Below are 20,259 nucleotides of genomic sequence, written 5' to 3' on the forward strand. Positions count from 1 at the left end.
CGTTAACTCGCTAACCTCGGTTTTAAACCGGTGATCGTTAGGATCACGCCGCCCGGGTCAGTGTCACTACCTTTTGTTAACACATCAAAGTCCCAGTGGGTACGGGCTAGTTTGATCTCTTCAACATGTTCTCGGCCTTTGTGCAGAACTGCACGAGTATTTTCGCCGAAAAAGGGGTGCATCCAATCACATAACTGCGGCAAAGCAGCCAATGCTCGGGAAGTAATTACGTCTGGTACGCCTGTTTCACGTGAATCAATCTCATCAGTACGATTCCCGAAGACTTGCACATTCAAAGACAGTTCACGCGCTACAGTGCGGAGAAAGCTCACTTTTCTGGACGTTGGCTCGACAAGAACGAATTTACGATCCATGCCTTTCGATGCAATTGCCATCGGCAGTGCCGGAAAGCCGCCGCCGCTGCCAATATCCATAACAAGCCGATCTGATTCTTCGAGCACTGTTAGGGCCTGGAGACTATCAGCGAAATGGCGGGTCCAAAGCTCATTCAGTGTTTCACGTGAAACAAGATTCTGAACCTTCTGCCATTTACGCAACAGATTGGCATAGGATTCCAAGTCTTTTGCGACGACGTCAACCGGTCGTGACAGCGCCGCAGCATAGGCGGAAACATATTGAGTATTAGACATTAACCCGCCTTACGAAGAGCACCACGTCGGATGACAGCCAATAGCAGCGTAATCGCTGCCGGCGTCATACCATCCATTGCTTGAGCCTGAGCAATGGTCTGCGGCTTGTACTGGGTCAGCTTGTGACGCAGTTCCATAGATAGACCTGGAATCTCCATATAATCGAGATCATCAGGAATGGCGCGTTGCTCGTCGCGACGGACCGCTTCGATGTCTGACCTCTGGCGGTCGAGATACACCGCATACTGCGCGTCGATAGACACTTGCTCCAACACTTCGGTTTCAAGATCAGCGATCTCCGGCCAAAGCTTGGTCAAATCACTGGCCTCAAAGTCAGGGTAAGACAAAAGCTCAAATGCGGAACGACGTTTGCCATCTTCATTGACGGGCAGGCCCGCCTTACGAGCCTCAGTCGGTGAAGCGCTGAGCGTTCTAAGGAGCGTCCGCCCATGTTCTAGCTTGGCCGACTTTTCGGCGTAATAGCTGGCTCGGCGATCGCCTACCACACCCTTTTCAATGCCCAGCATAGTTAGCCGCTGATCAGCGTTGTCGGCACGCAAGTGCAAACGGAACTCTGCGCGTGAAGTGAACATACGATAGGGTTCGGAGACACCACGGGTAACAAGATCGTCGACCATGACGCCGAGATAGCTCTCCGTTCGCGACAAGATGAGAGGCTCGGCGCCCTTTGAGGCGAGTGCTGCATTAGCACCTGCAAGCAGACCCTGCGCTCCCGCTTCCTCATACCCGGTCGTGCCGTTGATCTGACCCGCGAGATAGAGACCAGGCTGGCGCTTAACCTCCAAGGTGGACCGCAGCTCACGCGGATCTACATAATCATATTCAATCGCGTAGCCCGGGCGGATGATATTGACATTTTCTAGGCCCGGCATGGAACGAAGGAATGCTTCCTGAACGTCTTCAGGCAAGGAGGTGGAAAGACCGTTTGGATAAACGGTCTTGTCCTCTAGCCCTTCTGGCTCCAGAAAGATTTGATGGCTGTCACGATCGGCGAACCGGACAATTTTGTCCTCGATCGACGGGCAATAGCGCGGGCCACGCGATTGAATGCGGCCAGAATACATGGCCGAACGATGAATGTTATCGCTGATAATTTTATGCGTTTCGGCGGTTGTTCGCGTGATGTGGCACGATACCTGACGCGTGGTGATCTCGCCCGTCAAAGCCGAAAACGCTTCAATGGGGTCATCGCCCGGCTGTTCATCCAGAACGGAATAATCGATCGAGGTGCCGTCAAGGCGTGCAGGAGTGCCCGTCTTTAGGCGACCGAGAGCAAGACCAAGGTCTTCCAGACGTGTCGACAGGCCGAGCACTGGCTTTTCACCGACGCGACCAGCGGGCTCGGTAAACTCGCCGCGGTGAATGAGACCGCGTAAGAAGGTACCGGTTGTCAGGACAACTGCCTTGGTGCCAATGCGACGACCATCGAGCAGCACAACGCCAGAGACATGACCATTGGTGACTTCAATGTCGTCGACTTCGCCTTCGATCACATCGAGGTTTGGCTGTGCGGTGATCGCAGCCTGCATAGCTTCACGATAAAGTTTACGATCTGCCTGCGCGCGCGGGCCGCGTACAGCAGGTCCCTTGCGGCGGTTGAGGACGCGAAACTGGATGCCGGCTTTATCAGCGACGAGGCCCATGAGCCCATCAAGTGCGTCAATTTCTCGGACGAGATGGCCTTTGCCCAAACCACCAATGGCTGGGTTACAGCTCATCTCCCCAATCGTATCGAAGCGATGGGTGACAAGGGCCGTGGGGACGCCAAGACGGGCAGACGCAGCTGCAGCTTCCGTACCAGCGTGACCACCACCAACAACGATAACGGCGTAGTCGCTCATGGGTAAAACTCTCCAAGGCGCATCAAATAGGCCAGTGTTTCACGTGAATCAACATTTTGGCTTAAGCGTGAAGCTCCACGGGACGTTTCACCCGTGTTTCACGTGAATCACTTGCCAATGCAAAAGCTAGAAAAGAGCCGATCGAGAACGCGCTCGGCATCAAGGCGGCCGATCATACGCTCAAGTGCGGCTGATGTATTGCGCAGACTTTCAGCTGCAAGCTCCCAATCATGTAGGGAGCCGCGTGTCTCTTGCAAAGTGACCAAGGCAGCCTGCAGGGACTGACGGTCGCGCTCGTGGCTAACAAGGCTCGGCTCAACACCCGTAACCGCTTCCCCAAGCTTTGCGAGATGAGCAAATAGCTGAGGGAGCCCTGCCCCAGTTTCTGTGGAGATCGCAAAATCTGCGTCTACGGCAGCTATGTCTGACTTGGTGCCGAGGGTGACGAGGTGACCAGTTGTTTCTGGTACATCAATGTCTTCAACATCGGGGGCACGAAGCCAGAGAACAATGTCGGCGTCAGCGATTGCCTTGTGAGCGCGCTTAACCCCCTCGGCTTCAGCTTTACTATCGGTCTCTCGAAGACCTGCCAAATCCAAAAGAACAAATTTTTGGCCCCCGATGTCGAGTGGCACTTCACGTACGTCGCGAGTGGTGCCCGCTTCATCAGATACGATGGCGACGTCGGATCGGGAGAGTGCATTGATGAGGCTCGATTTTCCGGCGTTTGGCGCCCCGGCCAGTGCAACCCGCAGACCTTCTCGAACGATGCGACCACTTTCGACCGAATCCAACGCGCTACCAATGGCGCTCTCAAGGGTTGCGAGTTGATCGACCCAACTGCTAGGCAGGTCGTCTGAAACGTCGCCTTCGTCAGAAAAATCAAGCCGAGCTTCAATTTCGGCGCGCAAGTCGAGAAGCGTATCGCGCCATCGATCGATCTCTTCCGTCAAGCGTCCATCATAACGCGCAAGGGCTTGCTGACGCTGTTTTTCTGTTTCGGCAGATAGGAGATCGCCAAGCCCCTCAACTTCGATGAGATCCAGTTTTCCATTTTCGAACGCCCGGCGGGTAAATTCACCGGCTTCAGCAAGGCGCAGCCCAAGCGTGCCCAGTTCGGCCAAAATGGCTTTCACGCCCGCAGGCGATCCATGGACGTGCAGTTCGGCGCAATCTTCGCCAGTAAAGCTGTTGGGAGATGGAAAGAAGACCACAAGGCCCTGATCGAGTGCTCGATCTGCTCCAATGGAGCGGAGAGCCATCTTGCGGGCGGCAGGGACGCCGCCTGCTAGAGTTTGTAGTGCCTGTTGGACCATCGGGCCAGAGAGGCGGATTACTGCCACCCCGGCCGGCAAGGAGCCGGAGGAGAGCGCCATGATTGTGTCGCCCGCCTGCATGCCCGGCTCCGTCTAGTCTATTAGGTGTTCATTGAGTCGAAGAAATCGGAATTGGTCTTGGTCTGACGAACCTTGTCGACCAGGAATTCCATCGCGTCGATTGTCCCCATCGGGTTGAGGATGCGGCGCAGGACATACATCTTGCGCAGGATATCCGTGTCGACGAGCAGTTCTTCCTTACGGGTACCGGACTTATTGATGTCGATAGCCGGGAAGACGCGCTTATCAGCGACCTTACGATCAAGGACGATTTCCGAGTTACCGGTGCCCTTGAATTCTTCGAAGATCACTTCGTCCATGCGCGAACCAGTATCGATCAGCGCTGTCGAGATGATGGTCAAAGAACCACCGTCTTCGATGTTACGTGCCGCGCCGAAGAAGCGCTTTGGACGCTGCAGCGCGTTCGCATCGACACCACCGGTGAGAACCTTGCCGGAGCTCGGAACTACGGTGTTGTACGCGCGACCAAGACGGGTGATCGAGTCGAGCAGGATAACAACGTCACGCTTGTGTTCGACAAGGCGCTTCGCCTTTTCGATCACCATTTCAGCGACCTGAACGTGGCGGCTTGCTGGTTCGTCGAAGGTGGAGGAGATGACTTCACCGCGCACCGAGCGCTGCATGTCGGTCACTTCTTCCGGACGTTCGTCGATCAACAGAACGATCAAATAGCATTCCGGGTGATTGGTCGCGATAGACTGTGCGATATTCTGCAACAGTACAGTCTTACCAGTACGCGGAGGCGCAACAATCAATGCGCGCTGGCCCTTGCCGAGCGGCGCTACCAGATCGAGCAGACGAGCCGAACGATCTTTGGTTGTCGGATCTGGCAGCTCCATGCGGAGGCGTTCTTCAGGGTAGAGTGGGGTGAGGTTGTCGAAGTTGACCTTATGACGGACAGCTTCAGGATCCTCGAAATTGATTGTGCTGACCTTGAGCAGCGCGAAATAGCGCTCGCCTTCCTTGGGAGAGCGAATCTCGCCCTCAACCGTATCGCCGGTGCGCAAACCGAAACGACGGATCTGGCTCGGGCTGACATAGATGTCATCCGGACCTGGTAGATAATTCGCATCTGGCGAACGTAGGAAGCCGAACCCGTCCGGGAGCACCTCAACCACGCCTTCACCGACGATGTTGATATCCTGAGCCGCCAATTCCTTGAGAATGGCGAACATCAATTCCTGCTTGCGCATGGTCGAAGCGTTTTCGACCTCCAGCTCCTCGGCAAAAGCCAAGAGTTCGGCCGGTGATTTGGCCTTGAGCTCGCTGAGCTTGATATTCTGCATGTATGCGACGGGCCCTTGAGGGATATCGATAAAACGAAGGTAAATCAGAAAATGGGGAGTTGATCAGCACGCCGCAACGGTTTGGGAAACCGCGCCCTATGGGGTGCTTCGCGTTATCATCTACTCCGATCCCAGAGATTTTTCAAGATTGAATAGCGATCAGGTGGATTCACGTGAAACGGCGCTGACCGTCGAGCAAAAAGAAAACGGAGTAAGCACTGCTCACCCCGTTATCAAATTCCTGAACTGTAGCGTAGTGCTTAGAACGGCTTCACGACCACCATGATAACGATGATCAGCATCAGAACCGTCGGCACCTCGTTGATAACGCGGTAGAATTTTTCTGATTTGGTATTCTTGTCCTGAGCAAAAGCTTTCAGTTGCTTAGCCAAAATCCCGTGACAAGCCGACATGCCGAGAACGGCAATTAGCTTAATCCAAGTCCAGCCGGTCGAAAAATCCATCAAACCAAGATGGATCATCCACAGCCCAAAAATCCAACTCGCAATCATTGCCGGCGTGGTGATGGCTCGGAACAAACGACGTTCCATCACCTTGAACATTTCCGACTGTTCAGAGCCTACGGCGACCTTGGTGTGATACACGAACAGGCGCGGCAGGTAGAACATCCCGGCCATCCAACAAATCACCGAAATGACGTGTAGGGCTTTGACCCACATTTCGAGCATTTTCGAAAAATCCCTTAACCGCGCTTAATGATTTCCATCAGACGTTCGACATGTGCAATCGGAGTTTCGGGCACAATGCCGTGGCCAAGATTGAACACATGCGGACGATCGGAGAAGGCCTCGATGATTTTACGCGCCTGGGTTTCCATCGCTTCGCCACCAACAACCAGACGAAGCGGATCAAGATTGCCCTGCACCGTCAGTGTGTTTGGTAGGGTTTTGCAGACGAAATCGAGTGGCGTGGCATAGTCGATCCCAACCGCGTTGACCTTGGTCGCTTCGGCATAGCGCAGAATATTACCGGCAGCACCGCGTGGAAAACCAATGATTGGCGCATTCGGGACGCGTGAACGGAGCCCCTCAACGATCCTCCGGTTCGGGTCCATCACATTCCGGACGAACGAGGTGTCGTCGAGATTGAGAGCCCAGCTCTCAAAAATCTGAACAACATCAGCACCAGCTTTGAACTGCGCTTCAAGATAATCAATGCTGGTCTCGACCAGGATATCCATCAGCTTATCGAAAGCCTGGGGGTGCTGGAGAGCGAACTTGCGCGCCACCCACTGATCCGAGGACCCGCGACCGCCGAGCATATAGGTCGCCACAGTCCATGGAGCACCGCAGAAGCCGATCAGCGTCTTTTCCGGTGGCAATGCAGCTCTGAGGCGACGCACAGTTTCCAGAACAGGCGCTAAGTGCTCCAAAGCTCTGCTCCGATCCAAGCGGTCAACACCGGATGGATCGAGTGGCTCGAGAAGTGGACCCTCACCTGTTTCAAAGCGCACTGATTGTCCTAGAGCATCTGGAATAACCAAAATGTCTGAGAACAGGATCGACGCATCGAGATCGAAGCGACGAAGCGGCTGAAGCGTAACCTCAACAGCCAAGTCAGGCGTGTAGCACAGCTCTAGGAAATTCTTCGCTTGGGTACGGGTCTCACGGTACTCCGGTAGATAACGTCCTGCCTGTCGCATGATCCAAACGGGAGGACGCTCTTGGCGTTGTCCCAGTACGGTCGCGAGCATGGGCTTATGGGGCACAGCGCTCATGATCCCTTCCCTTCCAAACCTAAAATAGAGTCTTTCTTACTTCGTATCTTTATTATCATAGCGGTGTTTTGAGTGAATTCCTTCCCGTCCACAATTGCGTGGTCGGCGACACGTCCGCGCAGAGGGTTCATTAACGCCCTGTTAAGTTCTGTAAACGAACTGTTAAGCAATGCCGGAGTCAAAATAGTTAACGAGAGATTAATCAGCGGACTCCCGAGTCAACGATTCGATTCCGGCTGTGAATCTTCAGTCGAATATCTGTATTCGCTTCTAGTATAGTTTTCCCCGAAGATTCACACAGGGGCATTCACGTCACTGCGAAAACGAGCTGTTAATGAATTTGGGAACAGGTCGAATAAGTTTTCGAAATCCCAAAACTTATGAGTCTTACGCACAGTTCCGCCTTGAGCTGTGGATGATAGTGGGGATAAACTCACCCTATGCTTATTCTCGCCTCCACCAGCAAAACACGTAAGTCTTTGTTAAATAACGCAGGTTTGCGCTTCACCAGCCATGCTGCAGATGTGGACGAACGTGCCGAGGAACGCGCCGCTTCTGAGGCCGGAGGCGATGGCCGAGACGTCGCATTACTACTGGCGCGGCGCAAGGCGGAAGCGGTTTCGAGGCTCTTTCCTAACGCAATGGTTATCGGCGCTGACCAAACTTTGGCTCTCGGGCCAGATCTTTTGCACAAGCCTTCCTCAAGCCAATCGGCTGCCGACCAGCTTGATCTGCTGCGTGGCAAAACCCATCGCCTCCATGCTGGAGTTTCGCTCGTTCATAATGGGCTTGAAGTCTGGTCCCACCTTGAGAGTGCCGAACTGACCATGCGCGAGTTTACCCCCGAGGAGCGCGATGATGTGCTCATGTTAGAGGGGGAAGCAGTGTTAACTTCGGTTGGTGGTTATCGCTTGGAAGGCCCATCCATTCGCCTTTTTGAAAAGGTGAGCGGCGACTACTTTACTATTCTGGGGCTTCCCCTATTGCCCCTCCTTCAAGCTTTGCGCGATTTTGCGCCGGACCTTCTAACTCCTCAGGACTAATCCTTGACCACCAAGGCTTTTGTTATCGGGCATCCGATTGCCCATTCCCGTTCGCCGCTCATTCACGGCACTTGGTTGGCCGAACATGGCATTGACGGAAGTTATGAAGCGATTGACGTTGCCCCAGATGCCTTGCCGGCTTTCTTTGAGCGGTTGCGTGGTGGCGAATTCGCTGGTGGCAATGTCACCATTCCCCACAAAGAGGCCGTCTTTGCGCTGTGCGATGAGGTTGACCCTCTGGCACTCAGCATTGGTGCTGTGAACACGCTAATTGCCCGCGACGGCCGCGTGACCGGCACCAATACCGACTATCTTGGTTTCCTTGGCAATCTTGATCAGGGAGCACCAAATTGGTCTGACGGGTCCAAGCCGGCTATCGTGCTGGGCGCGGGCGGAGCCTCACGCGCCATTCTCGTGGCTTTGGCCAGTCGTTCTATTCCCGTCATCCTTCTCAATCGTACGCGCGAAACAGCGGATCGTTTGGCTCAGGAATTGGATGGGGACATCACGGTAGCGCCTATCGACGCCTTTAACGATGTGGCGCCGCACGCCGGTTTGGTCGTTAACACCACCTCGGTTGGCATGCATGGCTCGCGTTTCGAGAATTTAGATCTCTCACGTTTGCAGCTCGGCTCTCTGGTGACAGATATCGTTTATTCGCCACTCGTGACCCCGCTTTTGGCGGATGCGCAAAAGCTTGGCTTACAAACCGTTGATGGATTGGGCATGCTCTTGCATCAGGCCGTTCCCGGCTTTGCGGCCTGGTTTGGTGTTACGCCACAGGTGAGTGCTCAATTGCGCGCCCGTATTGAAGCCACTTTGGGGCATTGATCCATGTATAAGCTTGGCGTCACCGGCTCGATCGCGACAGGAAAATCTACGGTTCTTGAGGGCTTTTCAAAGCTCGGCGTACCGGTGTTTTCTGCCGATCAGGCTGTCGCTGAGCTTTATTCGGGTGGTGCAGCCAAGGAGGTTGAGGCGCTGTTTCCAGGTGTTCTCGAACATGGTGTTGTGAACCGTCAAACTCTTTCCCTCAAACTAGCTGCTGATCCATCCGGCTTTGCGCGCTTAGAAGCTCTCGTCCATCCGCTGGTTCGTAAGAAGATTGCCCAGTTTTTGGCGGCATCAGAAAAAGCGGGTCATGCGCTCGCGGTCGTCGAAGTGCCCCTCCTGTTCGAAAGCGGCTTCAACTACGGCTTCGATGGTATCGCTGTTACTCATGTAAGCAGCGCTCTCCAACGCGATCGTGTTCTCGCGCGTGCCGGCATGACCGTGGATAAGATGGAGACCATCATTGCCCGGCAGATGCCGCAGGCAGAAAAGATGGAACGAGCAAATTATCTCTTTGACACCGAGCAGACGCGCGAACGAATTGAAGCGCAGATTGCTCAGCTGGTCGAAGATGTACGAGCGAAGCGGGATATCAAATGATCAGAGAAATCGTCCTCGATACCGAAACCACAGGTCTGTCTCCGCAAGGCGGCGATCGCTTGGTTGAAATCGGGGGCGTGGAGCTGATCAACCACATCCCTACCGGTAAGCATTATCACGTCTATATCAACCCTCAGCGCTCCATGCCTGAGGAAGCTTTTCGCGTTCACGGGCTGAGCGAAGAGTTTCTATCCGACAAGCCGCTGTTTAAGGACGTGGTCGCCGAGTTCCTTGAGTTTATCGGGGACTCGACCTTGGTCATCCACAACGCCCCTTTCGATATGGGCTTCCTCAACCACCAGCTCGATGGCCTGGGCAAACCAAAGCTGAGAAATCCCGTTATCGATACGGTGATGGTGGCTCGCGCCAAACACCCAGGGGCACGCGTGAGTCTGGATGCGCTGTGTAAGGTCTACGGCATTGATAATTCGCGCCGTACGCTCCACGGCGCTTTGCTCGATAGTGAGATCTTAGCCGAGGTCTATCTTGAGCTTATTGGCGGTAAACAGGTCAGTCTTGCCCTTGCCGCGGAAGCCGAGACAACAGCGGCCGAGACAGTGGTTACGCGTGTGCCGGTTTTGCCGCGCCCCAGCCCTTTGCCGAACCGTATCAAAGCTGAAGAATTTGCTGCCCATGAGGCCTTTGTTGCCAAAATGGGTGATAGCGCCATTTGGGGTAAATACCGTGACCCCGCGTCAGAGACATCCCAATAAAAAAGACCCCGGCGCAAACCGGGGTCTTTTCATATTCGATAGAGCGAAAGCTTAGTTCAGCTTTGGCGCTTCTTCGGTTGCCGCTGCGGCATTGTTCTGCGCTGCGAGCTTGGCAAGGTTCTGACGGTAGATCACCGAGAAATCGACCGGTTCCATCATCAGTGGCGGGAAGCCGCCCTGCTGGGTAACGCTGGCGAGAACCTGACGGGCGAATGGGAAGATTAGGCGTGGGCATTCCACCATCAGCAGCGGCGAAAGCTGTGCTTCTGGAATGTTGCGGATGCGGAAAATGCCGCCGTAAACGAGTTCAACGTTGAACAGTACGTTTTCTTCGCGCTGCGCCTTGGCATTGAGGGTCAGCTCAACAGCAAACACTTCGTCGCTCTGCTTCTTCACGCCGACCGAGATCGAGACGTTGAAGTTCGGGTTGGTGCCAGCGGTAAGAAGGCTGTTGGGAGCACCCGGATTTTCGAAAGAAAGATCGCGGATATACTGACCCATCAGGTTCATGCTGGGCTGGTTACCGGATTCCGGCGCAGCCGCGCCCTGGGTCTCATCGGCCATTATGCTTGGTCCTTCTTCGTTCGGATCACCGAGAAATACTGGGCTTGGGCTAGCACTTTTGCCTTAGGCAAACAAGCGTTAGCCGTCTTTACGCCAATCGTCTTTGTCGAGGTCAATCGTGCGTTGTGGTTCCGCGCGGAAATCATAGCTTTCGTCTGCGCGGCGATAGCTGGTTGTGGTTTCTACCACGGTCACATTCTTGGCCAACTGGCCAAAGAGGAACCCGCGCACTGGTGGCAGCAACAGCAGCAGCGCCACGATATCGCTGATAAAACCAGGGATCAGCAAAAACATTGCCGCGACGCCAATCATGGTCGCGTCAAACATGGTGCGGCCAGGCACCGTCCCCTGATTAACATTTGTGCGCAGTCGATTGATCGCGCCAAGGCCTTGTTGGCGAAGCAGAAAACCACCCAAAACAGCGGCTAGGATAACCAGCCCAAGCGTTGGTAGTAGGCCGATGGCGCGCCCAACCACGACAAACATGGCAATTTCCAACAAGGGCAGTGCGATAAAACCGAAGAGGATAAATCGACCCACGGTGGCAGCCTTTCGCTTAAGTACCGCGTTGAAACCGCGGGAAATGACATTGCAGCCCATGTGAACTGGTTTTGGGCTAAAGCTTTGCCTATATATAGGGACAACTGCTGGCCAATCGAGCGCCAGAACCAAAATTTGTCGATGCCGACCAGCCCAAGGTGCCTTAATCAATGGATGATTTTCTCGACCTGCCGACCCTGATTGCCATCGTCGTGGCCGTATTCGTCCTTTTCCGCCTTCGTTCCGTGCTCGGCACACGCACGGGCAACGAACGTCCGCCTGTTGATCGGTCGCGTTCTGCCAATGCTGAAAGCAAGGCTGACACTGATGATACGGTCGTGCCGATTCGTCCGCATTCGCCAGCAAGCGCACCCGATCTCGATGATGAGCGTCGTGCCCGTAAGCTTGAAGCTGAAATCGACCAGTTCTCGCGCGGCGATATGGAACTAGCCGAAGGCCTCAAGGCAGCAGCTGCCGCCGATTCGACCTTTACGCCCAAGTCCTTCCTTGAAGGGGCCAAGGCCGCGTATGAAATGATCATTACAGCCTATGCGGAAGGTGATCGCCAGACGCTCAAGAACCTCCTCGAAAAGGACGTGTTTGAAGGCTTCCAACGCGCCATCGCCGATCGTGAAGCTGCTGGCCATAAGGTAGACTTCACCTTTGTCGGTCTGCCAAAGATCGAGTTTTCTCAGGCTGAGTACGATCGCAAGAATGTGCTGGTCACGATCCGTTTCCACGCTGAAGTGGTGTCCGCGACGCGCAACGCAGCGGGTGACCTTGTCGAAGGCAACGCCGATCAGGTCCAGATGATTGCCGATGAGTGGACCTTCGCTCGCAATCCAAAGTCGCGTGATCCTAACTGGAAGGTCGTTACGACCAACCAGCTCGACTAATTCTTAATTCTTCTGTTGCGGCAGGCACATGTCTAAACGAGACCAACGGCGCCTGCCGCACGACTTTCACCTCTGGACCCAAGTCTCGGAAACGGTTGATCCGTTGCGGCGGAAAGGCTTAATGAAATTGGGGGGCGGTCCGCTCCCCGTTCCTGAGGAGTTTGCCCCTCCCACAGTTCCCGAGAAAAAGGCACCGCCGAAAAAACTCACACCCGGCAAGCCATTCCTTCCCCCTTATGTAGCGCCTAAGCCGATTGCGAGCGTGCCTGACAAGGCGCTAGACCCTGACATTCATAAGAAGGTGCGCCGTGGTCGGATTGAGATCGACGGCAAGATCGACCTCCATGGCATGACACAAGCTGAGGCGCGCGGGGCGCTTTATCGGTATATTGTCACGCGAGCGTCCTATGGAGCGCGGACTATTTTGGTCATTACCGGCAAGGGGATCAAAACAGACAATGACTATATCTCAGCGATGAGTGAGCGGGGGATTTTGCGCACAATGCTGCCAATCTGGCTTTCTGAGCCGGCTTTGGCTCCATTGGTTTCGGGCTGGAGCATGGCAGCGCGTGGTCATGGTGGCGAGGGGGCGTGGTATGTGCGCCTGCGGCGGACATGACACCACTGGGTATGAAGTTGCGTGCCATGCGTGAGGCGCGTGGCATATCGCTCAAAGAAATGGCTGCCGCGTTGAACGTGTCGAGCGCCTATCTCTCGGCCCTGGAACATGGCAAGCGCGGCGTGCCGACCAGTTTCCTTCTCCACCGCATCATCACATTTTTCAATGTGATTTGGGATGAGGCTGAGGAGCTCCAGCGCTTGGCAGAAATCTCTGATCCCAAGGTGACTATAGACACGGGTGGTATGGCGCCCGAGGCAACGGAACTATCCAATCGCTTGCGCGATAACCTCCACCGCCTCGAGCCTGAAGATTTTAAGTACCTTCGCGATGAGCTGATGAAGCGAGCCACGCGAAAGAGGTGAGATGTAAAAAGCCCCGGCACTGTGTCCGGGGCTTTCTGTTAGAGAACGTATTTCGACAGGTCGGTATCCCCGGCCAAGATGCCAACCTTTTCTCTTACGAACGCAGCGTCGATGCTAATCGTCGTCCCAGCGCGGTCCGGGGCATCAAAGGAAATCTCTTCAACGAGACGTTCCATAACTGTCTGCAGACGACGGGCACCGATGTTTTCAACGGTAGAGTTGACCGTCACCGCCGCGTCAGCGATGGCTTCGATAGCGTCCTTCGTAATTTCAAGAGCGACGCCTTCGGTACCCATCAGCGCAACATATTGCTTGATGAGGCTCGCCTCAGTGTCCGAGAGGATGCCGATGAAATCTTCACGGGTGAGAGCCTTCAATTCCACACGGATCGGCAGACGACCCTGAAGCTCTGGCAGCAGATCGCTTGGTTTGGCGACATGGAAAGCGCCCGAGGCGATGAACAGAATATGGTCGGTTTTGACCGGGCCATATTTGGTCGCAACGGTTGTCCCTTCGATTAGCGGCAGGAGGTCGCGCTGTACCCCTTCACGCGACGGACCACCCTGCGGGCTGCCTTCGCGAGCCGCGACCTTATCGATTTCGTCGATGAAGACGATGCCGTCGTTTTCGACCAGTTCGATGGCTTCGGTCTTGAGTTGATCCTGATCGAGCAGCTTGTCTGCCTCTTCAGCGATCAGCGGCTCATAGGCATCCTTCACCTTGACCTTGCGCTTAACCCCGCGACCGCCCATTGCCTGCTTGAACATGTCAGAAATATTGATCATGCCAATGCCGCCATTTGGCATGCCTGGCATTTCAAATCCGCCGGTGTTCGCCGCTGGCTGCAATTCGATCTCGATCTCTTTGTCGTCGAGCTCGTTATTGCGCAGCTTGTTGCGGAAGCTGTCGCGCGTCGATGGTGTGGCCGAAGTGCCAACCAAAGCATCGAGCACGCGCTCTTCTGCATTATGATGGGCCTGAGCCTCGACATCACGACGGCGCTTGTCGCGCAGAACGGTTATGCCGGCCTCAACGAGATCGCGGATGATCTGCTCGACGTCGCGACCAACGTAGCCCACTTCCGTGAACTTAGTCGCTTCAACTTTGACGAAGGGTGCCTGCGCAAGGCGGGCAAGACGGCGAGAAATCTCAGTCTTGCCAACGCCGGTTGGCCCGATCATCAGGATATTTTTAGGGGTGACCTCGCGGCGCAATTCGGGAGGAAGCTGCTGGCGACGCCAACGATTGCGCAAAGCCACGGCGACGGCGCGCTTGGCGTCGGACTGACCCACAATGTGGCGATCAAGCTCAGAGACAATCTCGCGCGGCGAAAAATTGGTTTCACTCATCTTTGTCACTTTCGGAAGTGCGCTGGGGCGAAGCTGGATGATTATCCAGGAAGCGCACCATCAGGTGTTCGTCGATAAATCGACCGTTCACATAGAGATAGCGGGGCTCTGTCCCATAGACCGTAAAGCCCAGCCGCTTGTAGAGTTTGAGCGCTGGTTCGTTCTCCGACCACACACCGAGATGAAGTTGGATAACGCGGGTCTGCGCATACTCCACAACAGTATTGATCAATGTTTCAGCCATGCCCGAACCGCGATGTTCGGGGCGGACATAGACCTGAATGAGCCAGCCGCGATGTTGTTCTTTCCTGCCTTCGGCTTGATAAAAGGCTGCAATACCACCGAGCGAACCGGTGTCGGTCTCCGCTGCAAAGACAGAGAGACTTTCAAGCGTTTCGGTCAGCTCGGCATCGGTCTTTTGCAAAAAGCCCTCTGCTGACGCGACGAAAGCTTCCGGATGATTGGTGAGGGCTTCAAGCCGAATGGCGCGATAGCTTGCCTCGTCCCCTGCCCGCAATTGCCGGATAGAATGGGTCACGATTAGAGCTCGATCGTTTCGACCGTCACATTGCCATTGGTGTAGACGCAGATTTCTTCTGCAATCTTCATGGCGCGACGGGCAATATCTTCGGCATCAAGTTCGGTCGCCTGATGGAGAGCAAGTGCAGCCGAATGGGCGTAATTGCCGCCTGAGCCGATTGCGATAACGCCATGGTCTGGGGTCAGCACGTCGCCATTGCCGGTGAGTACCAAAGTGTCGGTGTTGTCGGCAACGATCATCATGGCTTCGAGTTTGCGCAAATAGCGATCGGTGCGCCAATCCTTGGCTAGTTCCACCGCCGCCCTCATCAACTGATCAGGATATTGCTCAAGCTTGGCTTCGAGCCGTTCGAAGAGGGTGAAGGCATCAGCGGTCGATCCGGCAAAGCCGCCGATCACCTTGCCACCAGCCAAACGACGCACTTTGCGTGCGCCATGCTTCATAACGGTTGGGCCCATGGATACCTGACCATCGCCAGCTACCACGACCTTATTGCCCTTGCGCACCGACACGATGGTTGTGCCATGCCACCCGGGAGATTGATGTTCACTCATGTTGGGAAAGTCTCCAAACTGTTGATACCTATTTAGGAGCCTTAACCGAGATTGCAATGCGTGGTCGGTGCATCGACCAAAGCACAAAGCAACGCAATCTTTATGCATCCCCGCATATCTGGTAGGGACGATCCGTCCGCTCGGAGAAAAGACATATGCGTACCGCTTCCATCGCTCGTAAAACCAATGAGACCGAAATTTCGGTCAGCATCAATCTCGATGGCACCGGCGCGCATTCTATGAAGACCGGCGTTGGCTTCTTCGACCATATGCTCGATCAGCTTTCCCGCCACTCGCTCATTGATATGGAAATTGTCTGCAAGGGCGACCTGCACATTGATTTCCACCATACCGTGGAAGATGTCGGCATTGCGCTTGGCCAAGCAATTCGCGAAGCACTGGGCGATAAAAAGGGCATTTGCCGTTATGCCTCTTGCGACCTGCCGATGGATGGCACGCTGACCCGCGCCGCGCTCGACGTTTCAGGGCGCGCCTTCTTGGTGTTCAAGGCAGAGTTCAGCCGCGACAAGATCGGCGATATCGACACCGAGCTGTTCATGGAGTTTTTCCAGGCTTTTGCGGTCAACGCTGGGATCACCCTGCATATTGAGAACTTTTACTTCGACAATAACCACCATCTGGCGGAGTCGATGTTTAAGGCCGTGGCTCGTGCCCTGCGCGACGCAGTCGAGATAGATCCACGCACTGCAGATCGCATTCCCTCCACCAAGGGCACGCTCTAGCCCTTTTGTTCTCGGGCGTTTTGCACTAAGTCAGCCCTAACCCCAGCACTCTCGCTCTTTGCGTGAGGGTGCTCAGTTTCCTTCTGCGGCCCCTCGTGCGCAGAAGCTATCCTTGAGAAAGGCCATTACCATGAGCACAGTCGCCATTATTGACTACGGCGCTGGCAATCTGCATTCGGCAGCCAAAGCGTTCGAACGTGTGGCAGCAGAACGCGGTCATGGTGAAAGCGTCATCGTCACCAGCGACCCAGACCTCGTCCGTGCGGCCACGCGCATCGTCCTCCCCGGCGTCGGCGCCTATGCCGATTGTAAGGCAGGCCTCGATGGCGTCACCGGCATGGTCGACGTGCTGGAAGAAAAAGTGCTCAACGGTACCACACCCTTTTTGGGCGTTTGTGTAGGCATGCAATTGCTGTCCACCGAAGGTCGCGAGAAGGTGGTGAGCAAGGGCCTCGGTTGGATCGGCGGCGCGGTGGAAAAAATCACCCCGTCTGACCCAAGCCTTAAAATTCCGCACATGGGTTGGAACACGCTGACCATCACGCGCCCCCATGCGCTCTTGAAAGACATTCCGGATGGACCCGATGGGCTACACGCCTATTTCGTTCACTCCTACCACTTCAAAACCGACGCGGCAGAACACCTCTTTGCCACCACCGAATATGGTGGCTCGTTCACCGCATGCGTCGGCCGCGATAATATCTTTGGCACGCAGTTCCACCCGGAAAAGAGCCAAGCGCTTGGCCTGCGTCTCATCAATAACTTCTTGGACTGGACCCCATGATCCTCTTTCCTGCAATCGATCTTAAAGATGGTCAGTGCGTTCGCCTCAAGCTAGGCGATATGGACCAGGCTACTGTCTTCAACGATAACCCGGCGGCTCAGGCCAAGAGCTTTGAAGACCAGGGTTTCGAATACCTGCACGTCGTCGACCTCAACGGCGCTTTCGCTGGTGAAAGCGTCAATGGCGGCGCCGTTGAAGAGATTTTGCAAACCGTCAAATTCCCGGTGCAGCTGGGCGGTGGTATCCGCAATCTCGGTCATATCGAAAGCTGGCTCGATAAGGGTCTTGCCCGCGTGATCCTCGGCACTGTTGCCGTGCGTGATCCAGCCCTCGTCAAGGAAGCCGCGCAAAAATGGCCGGGCCAAGTTGCTGTTGGTATCGACGCGCGAAAAGGCATGGTCGCCGTTGAAGGCTGGGCGGAAACGTCTGAACTTTCCATCCTTGAATTGGCCAAGCGTTTTGAAGGCGCAGGCGTTGCCGCCATCATCTATACCGACATCGACCGTGATGGTGTTCTGGCTGGCATCAATTGGGATTCAACTCTTGAGCTTGCTCGCGCCACCTCGATCCCCGTTATCGCTTCGGGCGGTCTGGCGTCCATGGATGACATCGAACGCATGACCCAGCCGGAATATGCTGTTCTTGAAGGCGCGATTTCGGGCCGAGCGCTTTACGATGGTCGCATTGATTCACGTGAAGCATTGGCACGATTGAAGGCCAAATGAGTTCATTTCGGCACCACCTATTTCCCTGGTGGGGCTATGGCCAAGCCTTGGTTGTGATTGCTGTGTTTGCCTCAGCCCCACTTCTGGGGACGCTGGTTGCGAACACTCTTGCTGCCTTGGCTGGCTGTCAGCTCGTTGATCATAGTGTCATGAGCTGTCATTTATTCGGCATGGATTGGGGCCCCGGTCTCTTCATCCTGTCGTTGCTGACTTGGTTTACGACGATCACCTTCCCCATCGCCTGGGGCGCGCTTTTGGCGTTGATGGTGATCATCACCACCCACCGCATCGCCTGGCGGCTGATGCCGAAAGCGCACTGATCATGAGCCTGAAAACCCGTATCATCCCCTGCCTCGACGTTGCCGGTGGCCGCGTTGTTAAAGGTGTACAGTTTGTCGATCTCGTCGATGCTGGCGATCCGGTTGAAGCCGCGATTGCTTATGACGCCGCGGGTGCCGATGAGCTCACCTTCCTCGACATTACTGCCAGTCACGAAGGCCGGGACACGATTTTTGACGTTGTCGCCCGCACGGCTGAACACTGCTTTATGCCGGTGACCGTTGGCGGTGGTGTTCGCACGATTGAAGATATTCGCAAGCTCCTGCTCGCAGGCGCGGACAAGGTCTCGATCAATTCCGCTGCCGTGAACGACCCTGACTTTATCGCCCGTGCGGCTGATAAATTTGGCAATCAGTGCATCGTGGTTTCGGTCGACGCCAAGCAGCGTCTCGATGCCAAGGTTGGCGGTGACAATCGCTCTGAGTGGGAGATTTACACCCATGGCGGTCGCAAGCCGACTGGCATTGATGCGGTGGAATTTGCCCACCGCATGGTTGAACGTGGCGCGGGCGAGTTGCTGGTGACCTCCATGGACCGCGACGGCACCAAGTCTGGTTTCGATCTCCAACTCGTGCGCTCTATTGCCGACAGTGTCGATGTGCCTGTTGTTGCCTCGGGCGGTGTTGGCAATCTCCAGCACTTGGTCGATGGCGTGAAAGAAGGTCATGCGAGCGCTGTGCTCGCGGCCTCGATTTTCCACTTCGGCACTTACACCATTCCTGAGGCGAAGCAGTATATGGTCGATCATGGCATTCCCATGCGCATGGACCGCACCAAGCCCTAAGTCAAAGGTGGCGGATGACGCCTCCCCAAATGTGTGATTTAAGCCCACTTCAAAGGGGCGGGAGTAATCCATGACACTTGAAGAACTCGAACAGCGCGTCGCTGTGCGCGCTGCAGCTTCACCTGACGAAAGTTACACCGCCAAATTGATTGCGCGCGGCATCAACAAAGCCTCGCAAAAGCTAGGCGAGGAAGCCACGGAAGCCGTCATCGCTGCGGTGACTGGCGACAGGGCTGAACTCGTCAAGGAAGCGGCTGACGTTCTCTACCATCTCTTGGTTGTTCTCAAAGCCGCTGACGTGCCTCTCGCTGAGGTCATGGCTGAGCTTGATGTGCGCACAGCCCAATCTGGCCTCGCCGAAAAAGCCTCTCGCAAGGAGCACTAGTGATGGCTAAGCGTCAACGGCCTGACCCCTATCGCACTTTCTCAAAGGCGGAATGGAGCGCATTGCGCAACGGTCAGCCGATGACGCTGGATGAGGCCGATATTGATCGGCTGCGTTCGCTCTCAGACCCTATTTCTTTGGCCGAGGCTGAAGAGGTCTATCTGCCGCTTTCGCGCCTTCTCTCCTATTACGTCGAGGCGATCCAAGGCCTGCACCGCGTGTCGAGCCGGTTTCTAAAATCGCCCGATGCTAAGGTCCCCTTCATTATCGGTGTTGCGGGTTCTGTCGCGGTCGGCAAATCGACCACCGCCCGTATTCTGCAAGCCCTGCTCTCGCGCTGGCCGTCCAACCCCAAGGTCGACCTTGTCACCACCGATGGCTTCCTCCACCCCAATGCTGTGTTGGAAGAGCGTGGCATCATGCACCGCAAGGGTTTCCCTGAAAGCTATGATCGCGCTCGATTTGTCAGCTTCCTGGCCGATATTAAATCGGGCAAGCGCAATGTGCAGGTCCCGGTCTATTCTCACCTTGTCTATGACATTGTGAAGGGTGGCGATGTCACCATCGACCGGCCAGACATTTTGATCGTTGAAGGGCTCAATATCCTGCAGCCCGGCGAACTGCCCAAGACGGGTAACCCAATTCTGTTCGCTTCTGACTTTATCGATTTCTCGATTTATATCGACGCAGAGTTGGAAGACCTCGAGGCTTGGTTCCTTGAGCGCTTCTACCGTCTGCGCGAAACCGCATTCCGTGATCCCAATTCCTTCTTCCGCAAATTCGCTGAGATGAGCAAAGAGGAAGCGGGCGAATATGGGCGCAATGTTTGGCGCACCATCAACCTGCCTAACCTTCTCGAAAACGTACAGCCGACCCGGGGTCGCGCTGACCTCGTTTTGAAGAAGGGTAATAATCATCGGGTTGATGAAGTCCGACTTCGTCGTCTCTAAC

General features: G+C 55.2%; 25 protein-coding genes. 14 read left to right on the plus strand and 11 right to left on the minus strand.

What is annotated here, in order from left to right:
* Window positions 1–2: 2 nt before the first annotated feature.
* From rsmG to hemE, 6 genes are all read right to left on the minus strand, one after another.
* The gene (gene rsmG, locus JHL21_RS10850) at window positions 3–650 is read right to left on the minus strand and encodes a 16S rRNA (guanine(527)-N(7))-methyltransferase RsmG (RefSeq protein ID WP_200213446.1); all 648 of its coding nucleotides are present in this window, start codon (window positions 648–650) and stop codon (window positions 3–5) included.
* Complete coding sequence (mnmG, locus tag JHL21_RS10855) at window positions 650–2,512, minus strand: tRNA uridine-5-carboxymethylaminomethyl(34) synthesis enzyme MnmG (RefSeq protein ID WP_200213448.1); 1,863 nt, start codon at window positions 2,510–2,512, stop codon at window positions 650–652. The genes rsmG and mnmG overlap by 1 nt, the downstream gene beginning before the upstream one ends.
* A gap of 107 nt (window positions 2,513–2,619) precedes the next feature.
* Window positions 2,620–3,909, minus strand: coding sequence for a tRNA uridine-5-carboxymethylaminomethyl(34) synthesis GTPase MnmE (gene mnmE / locus JHL21_RS10860; protein ID WP_200213450.1), 1,290 nt, complete (start codon window positions 3,907–3,909; stop codon window positions 2,620–2,622).
* A gap of 20 nt (window positions 3,910–3,929) precedes the next feature.
* Window positions 3,930–5,195 (minus strand): transcription termination factor Rho, encoded by a 1,266-nt coding sequence (rho, locus tag JHL21_RS10865; RefSeq protein ID WP_169194458.1) that lies wholly within the window; start codon window positions 5,193–5,195, stop codon window positions 3,930–3,932.
* Between the two features lie 260 nt (window positions 5,196–5,455).
* Complete coding sequence (gene hemJ / locus JHL21_RS10870) at window positions 5,456–5,884, minus strand: protoporphyrinogen oxidase HemJ (protein WP_199531031.1); 429 nt, start codon at window positions 5,882–5,884, stop codon at window positions 5,456–5,458.
* Window positions 5,885–5,898: 14 nt separating this feature from the next.
* Entirely contained in the window at window positions 5,899–6,933 is a 1,035-nt protein-coding gene (gene hemE / locus JHL21_RS10875) for a uroporphyrinogen decarboxylase (RefSeq protein WP_200213452.1), read from the minus strand.
* Between the two features lie 440 nt (window positions 6,934–7,373).
* Between hemE and JHL21_RS10880 the strand changes: the two genes are divergently transcribed.
* From JHL21_RS10880 to dnaQ, 4 genes are read left to right on the plus strand one after another with little or no spacing between them, the layout of a single operon-like run.
* Window positions 7,374–7,976, plus strand: a complete 603-nt coding sequence (locus JHL21_RS10880) for a Maf family protein (RefSeq protein ID WP_200213453.1) — start codon at window positions 7,374–7,376, stop codon at window positions 7,974–7,976.
* Window positions 7,977–7,979: 3 nt separating this feature from the next.
* Complete coding sequence (locus JHL21_RS10885) at window positions 7,980–8,807, plus strand: shikimate dehydrogenase (RefSeq protein WP_200213455.1); 828 nt, start codon at window positions 7,980–7,982, stop codon at window positions 8,805–8,807.
* A 3-nt stretch (window positions 8,808–8,810) separates the two neighbouring features.
* Entirely contained in the window at window positions 8,811–9,407 is a 597-nt protein-coding gene (coaE, locus tag JHL21_RS10890; RefSeq protein WP_199531034.1) for a dephospho-CoA kinase, read from the plus strand.
* Window positions 9,407–10,120 (plus strand): DNA polymerase III subunit epsilon, encoded by a 714-nt coding sequence (gene dnaQ, locus JHL21_RS10895; protein ID WP_200213769.1) that lies wholly within the window; start codon window positions 9,407–9,409, stop codon window positions 10,118–10,120. Before coaE ends, dnaQ begins: the two co-directional genes overlap by 1 nt.
* A 51-nt stretch (window positions 10,121–10,171) precedes the next feature.
* Here dnaQ and secB read toward each other — a convergent pair whose 3' ends face one another.
* Both secB and JHL21_RS10905 read right to left on the minus strand, forming a co-directional pair.
* On the minus strand, window positions 10,172–10,684 hold the full coding sequence (gene secB, locus JHL21_RS10900; RefSeq protein ID WP_200213457.1) for a protein-export chaperone SecB: 513 nt from the start codon (window positions 10,682–10,684) through the stop codon (window positions 10,172–10,174).
* A 78-nt stretch (window positions 10,685–10,762) separates the two neighbouring features.
* Window positions 10,763–11,224, minus strand: a complete 462-nt coding sequence (locus JHL21_RS10905) for an FxsA family protein (protein WP_200213458.1) — start codon at window positions 11,222–11,224, stop codon at window positions 10,763–10,765.
* A 170-nt stretch (window positions 11,225–11,394) separates the two neighbouring features.
* Here JHL21_RS10905 and JHL21_RS10910 point away from each other — a divergent pair, with 170 nt between their 5' ends.
* From JHL21_RS10910 to JHL21_RS10920, 3 genes are all read left to right on the plus strand, one after another.
* Window positions 11,395–12,120, plus strand: coding sequence for a Tim44/TimA family putative adaptor protein (locus JHL21_RS10910; RefSeq protein ID WP_200213460.1), 726 nt, complete (start codon window positions 11,395–11,397; stop codon window positions 12,118–12,120).
* A gap of 121 nt (window positions 12,121–12,241) precedes the next feature.
* Window positions 12,242–12,739, plus strand: a complete 498-nt coding sequence (locus JHL21_RS10915) for a Smr/MutS family protein (RefSeq protein WP_200213462.1) — start codon at window positions 12,242–12,244, stop codon at window positions 12,737–12,739.
* Window positions 12,736–13,104, plus strand: a complete 369-nt coding sequence (locus JHL21_RS10920; RefSeq protein WP_200213464.1) for a helix-turn-helix domain-containing protein — start codon at window positions 12,736–12,738, stop codon at window positions 13,102–13,104. Before JHL21_RS10915 ends, JHL21_RS10920 begins: the two co-directional genes overlap by 4 nt.
* A 38-nt stretch (window positions 13,105–13,142) precedes the next feature.
* Here the strand turns inward: JHL21_RS10920 and hslU are convergent, their stop codons facing one another.
* The 3 genes from hslU to hslV are packed head-to-tail and all read right to left on the minus strand — an operon-like array spanning window position 13,143 to window position 15,548.
* Window positions 13,143–14,453: an ATP-dependent protease ATPase subunit HslU gene (hslU, locus tag JHL21_RS10925; RefSeq protein ID WP_200213466.1), complete on the minus strand. Its 1,311-nt coding sequence runs from the start codon at window positions 14,451–14,453 to the stop codon at window positions 13,143–13,145.
* Window positions 14,446–14,991: a GNAT family N-acetyltransferase gene (locus JHL21_RS10930; RefSeq protein ID WP_200213467.1), complete on the minus strand. Its 546-nt coding sequence runs from the start codon at window positions 14,989–14,991 to the stop codon at window positions 14,446–14,448. The genes hslU and JHL21_RS10930 overlap by 8 nt, the downstream gene beginning before the upstream one ends.
* A gap of 2 nt (window positions 14,992–14,993) precedes the next feature.
* Window positions 14,994–15,548: an ATP-dependent protease subunit HslV gene (hslV, locus tag JHL21_RS10935; RefSeq protein WP_200213469.1), complete on the minus strand. Its 555-nt coding sequence runs from the start codon at window positions 15,546–15,548 to the stop codon at window positions 14,994–14,996.
* 155 nt (window positions 15,549–15,703) lie between these two features.
* On the opposite strand from hslV, the gene hisB reads away from it, so the two are divergent.
* The 7 genes from hisB to coaA all read left to right on the plus strand — a co-directional run bounded on the left by hisB (window position 15,704) and on the right by coaA (window position 20,258).
* On the plus strand, window positions 15,704–16,291 hold the full coding sequence (hisB, locus tag JHL21_RS10940; protein WP_200213471.1) for an imidazoleglycerol-phosphate dehydratase HisB: 588 nt from the start codon (window positions 15,704–15,706) through the stop codon (window positions 16,289–16,291).
* A gap of 130 nt (window positions 16,292–16,421) precedes the next feature.
* Entirely contained in the window at window positions 16,422–17,075 is a 654-nt protein-coding gene (gene hisH / locus JHL21_RS10945; RefSeq protein WP_200213771.1) for an imidazole glycerol phosphate synthase subunit HisH, read from the plus strand.
* Window positions 17,072–17,800: a 1-(5-phosphoribosyl)-5-[(5-phosphoribosylamino)methylideneamino]imidazole-4-carboxamide isomerase gene (hisA, locus tag JHL21_RS10950; RefSeq protein ID WP_200213473.1), complete on the plus strand. Its 729-nt coding sequence runs from the start codon at window positions 17,072–17,074 to the stop codon at window positions 17,798–17,800. Before hisH ends, hisA begins: the two co-directional genes overlap by 4 nt.
* Window positions 17,797–18,120, plus strand: coding sequence for a hypothetical protein (locus JHL21_RS10955; protein ID WP_200213474.1), 324 nt, complete (start codon window positions 17,797–17,799; stop codon window positions 18,118–18,120). The genes hisA and JHL21_RS10955 overlap by 4 nt, the downstream gene beginning before the upstream one ends.
* A gap of 2 nt (window positions 18,121–18,122) precedes the next feature.
* Window positions 18,123–18,923 carry an imidazole glycerol phosphate synthase subunit HisF gene (hisF, locus tag JHL21_RS10960; protein ID WP_169194440.1) on the plus strand — a complete coding sequence of 267 codons (801 nt, stop codon included), beginning with the start codon at window positions 18,123–18,125 and terminating at the stop codon, window positions 18,921–18,923.
* Window positions 18,924–18,993: 70 nt separating this feature from the next.
* Complete coding sequence (locus JHL21_RS10965) at window positions 18,994–19,308, plus strand: phosphoribosyl-ATP diphosphatase (protein ID WP_200213476.1); 315 nt, start codon at window positions 18,994–18,996, stop codon at window positions 19,306–19,308.
* A 2-nt stretch (window positions 19,309–19,310) separates the two neighbouring features.
* Complete coding sequence (coaA, locus tag JHL21_RS10970) at window positions 19,311–20,258, plus strand: type I pantothenate kinase (protein ID WP_169194438.1); 948 nt, start codon at window positions 19,311–19,313, stop codon at window positions 20,256–20,258.
* The last annotated feature ends 1 nt before the right edge of the window (window position 20,259 follow it).

It is taken from the genome of Devosia sp. WQ 349K1 (genome assembly GCF_016595685.1).
In the GTDB taxonomy this organism is placed as follows: domain Bacteria; phylum Pseudomonadota; class Alphaproteobacteria; order Rhizobiales; family Devosiaceae; genus Devosia.